The sequence below is a fragment of the Nonomuraea basaltis genome, assembly GCF_005893125.1.
Taxonomy (GTDB): domain Bacteria; phylum Actinomycetota; class Actinomycetes; order Streptosporangiales; family Streptosporangiaceae; genus Nonomuraea; species Nonomuraea basaltis.
In genome coordinates, this window is the sequence record NZ_VCJS01000489.1 from 1 (window position 1) to 2,609 (window position 2,609).

The 2,609-nt window shown below is 72.7% G+C and carries 3 protein-coding genes; all 3 read right to left on the reverse strand.

Going from position 1 to position 2,609, the window contains the following annotated elements; translation table 11 throughout:
- Positions 1 to 247, reverse strand: a 247-nt coding sequence (locus EJK15_RS68750; RefSeq protein ID WP_240778139.1) for a CobW-like GTP-binding protein, incomplete at its 3' end; no start/stop codon positions are given.
- 242 nt (positions 248 to 489) lie between these two features.
- Positions 490 to 1,563 carry a saccharopine dehydrogenase NADP-binding domain-containing protein gene (locus tag EJK15_RS68760; RefSeq protein ID WP_138720846.1) on the reverse strand — a complete coding sequence of 358 codons (1,074 nt, stop codon included), beginning with the start codon at positions 1,561 to 1,563 and terminating at the stop codon, positions 490 to 492.
- The coding region (locus tag EJK15_RS68765) for a phosphopantetheine-binding protein (protein ID WP_240778140.1) at positions 1,560 to 2,609 on the reverse strand (1,050 nt) is incomplete at its 5' end. The genes EJK15_RS68765 and EJK15_RS68760, both read right to left, overlap by 4 nt.

Here is a 2,609-nt window from a genome sequence, read left to right on the forward strand (position 1 = left end):
TGTGCTCGGCGTCCAGCGCGGTGTGTACGCAGGCCAGGTAGAGCCGGCCGGACGCCTCCTGCCCGGCCAGGGTCTCGGCCACCGGGCGCGGCTCGACCGAGTCCCACAGGTCCACGATCAGCAGGGATGCCGTGGAGGAGCGGCGCAGCAGCTCGGGGATGAGGTCCTGACGGACGGTGCAGGTGACGCAGCCGTGTGCCAGGTGCACCTCGGCGCGGTCCAGCACGCCGGAGACGTCGCGGACCACGCCGAACAACTCCTATGACAAATCTTCGGTGACGAACCGATAGGGAGTCTGGACATGTCAGTGACTGCCGAACACCGCCAGCACGCCGAGCACTCTCACGATCACGGACCTGGTTGCGGGCACGTGGCCGTCCCGCATGACGACCACGTCGACTGCGTTCACGACGGACACCGTCACGCCTCGCATGAAGGACATTGGGACGACCACTGAAGGCCGTCAGGCGCGAAGTCCCGTTCAGGTCGTCATTCGACGGCGAGATCTTGCACCAGTGGATCATCGTGCAGCGCGGCGGCAGTAGCGTCCGGGTCCAGCACCTCGGCCGCCAGATGGACGCCAGGTGGCACGGAGCCGGCCAGCACCGCGCGGGTGGCCAGCGCCATCACCACCCCGCTCAGCGCGTAGGAGTCCACGGCCGTGAGCAGCACCCTTGTGGGTCCGGGCGGGGCGCCGGGACGGGGGCGCCCGGTGAACAACATGACGTAGAAAGCGCCGAAGTCGGCGTTGTCCTGCCGGGATGCGCGTACCACGGCGTCGGCGTGGGGTGCCAGCGCGGCGGGGCTGGTGTCTGGCACCTCGGCCCAGGCCTCGGCGAGGGCCTCGGGGAGGCGGTTGGAGACGAAGACGTTGTAGGAGCGCACCTCGTCGGCGCCGGTATCCACCGCCAGGGTCTGCGCCTCGGTGGTGAGATACGGCCAGGCGTGTACGGGCACCGGGAAACCGGGCAGCCGCACCTGATGGAGCGGGGCCAGCGTGTTGGGCGCCACCTGGCCGTCCCGCCAGGCCGTCATCGGCACCCCGAACCTCGGCCCTCTGGTGAGCAGCGCGTCCACCGCAGAGAGGGGGGTGAAGACGGCCGCGCCGCCCACGTACACGTCGAGCCGGCGCAGCGGGCGTCCCTTGGCCAGCAGCCGGGGCAGCAGGCCGGACAGGCCGGGCATGACTCCGGCGGAGAACACCGCGGTCCTGTCGCCAGGCACGTCGCGGCCGGTGAGGGCGTCTTTGGCGGCCAGTTCGCCGCCGATGTCGACGTAGTCGGCGCCCACGGCGAAGGCGGCGCGGGCCACGGTGTCCAGAACCTGGTACGTGGGTCCCGCGCAGTTGACCACGATCCGGCATCCGTCGCAGAAGGCGGCGAGTTCGGCGGGGTCGTTCAGGTCCACCCGGACGGCGTGCGCCGTACCGGGGAGTGCGCCCGCGAGGTGGGCGGCGCCCGCCAGGTCCCTGCCGCCGAGGCGCAGCGGTCCGAGGCCGTAGGCGGCGATGCGCTGCGCGGCGGTGCGGCCGACCGCGCCGGTGCCGCCGATCAGCCCGATCATTGCTGATCGCCGAGGCGGGAGCGGACGGCGAGCGCCACTCCGGCCACTGTCGAGTCGGCCAGGAACTCGCGCACTGGCACGGAGGTGCCGACCTCCTTGGCCAGCCGCACGACCGCCCGGACCGCGAGCAGCGAGTCCCCGCCGAGGCCGAAGAAGTCGGCGCCGCGGTCGAGCACGGGCACCTCCAGGAGTTCCTCGAAGACGTCGGCGATCGCCTGCTCCAGGTCGTCGGCCGGCGGCCCCTCGCGGTGGCGGACGACCGTTTCGGGCAGCAGGCCGAGTCGCAGCCCGTCGTCGCCGGCGCCGGGATCGGCGGCCTCGGGCAGGCCGGGCATCCGATCCCAGCCCGAGCCGTCGGCGAGGCCGTCGACCAGCGCCACGAACTCGGCGAACGCCGCCGTCACCCGATCGGCCTCGAACAGCTCCTCGACCAGCGAGAAGACCGCCACCATCTCCGGACCTAGCTCGAAGCAGCGGACTTCGATCGCGACCTGCGGGGTGCGGAGCTGGTGGAAGTAGTCCGAGGCGACCACCCGGCCCAGCGGTCCGGCGTCCTCCGGCGGGCGTCCGCCCATGGCCGCGTCCACTCCGAGCACGCTCTGGAACACCACCGGCCCGACCGGCCGCCAGTTCCCGCGCCGTCGCGCCAGCTCGCGCCCGACCTCCACCCCGGTGATCAGGTTGTGCGCCGCGTGCTCGCCGGACGTCGCCTGCACCGCGGTGGCGAGCTCGGCGAACGTGGCCCGGGAGTCGAGGTCCAGGGGGAGCAGCATCGTGGCGGCGAAGGCGCCCACGACCCGCTGCACGTCGGGGTGCAGCGGCAGCCGGTTGAGCTGAAGCGAGTTCAGCAGCATCCGGCGATGGCCGGCCCAGCGGGCCAGCACCACGCCGAACGCGGTCAGCATGGCGGTCGACGGGGTGACGCCCCGGCCGGTGCACTGCTGCCGCAGCGTGGCCCAGCTTTCGGCGCTCCAGCGGTGTTCGCGGTTGCCCATGGTGACCGGCCGCGCTTCCTGGGGGTCGGCGGCCAGGGGGAGTGCGGGTGG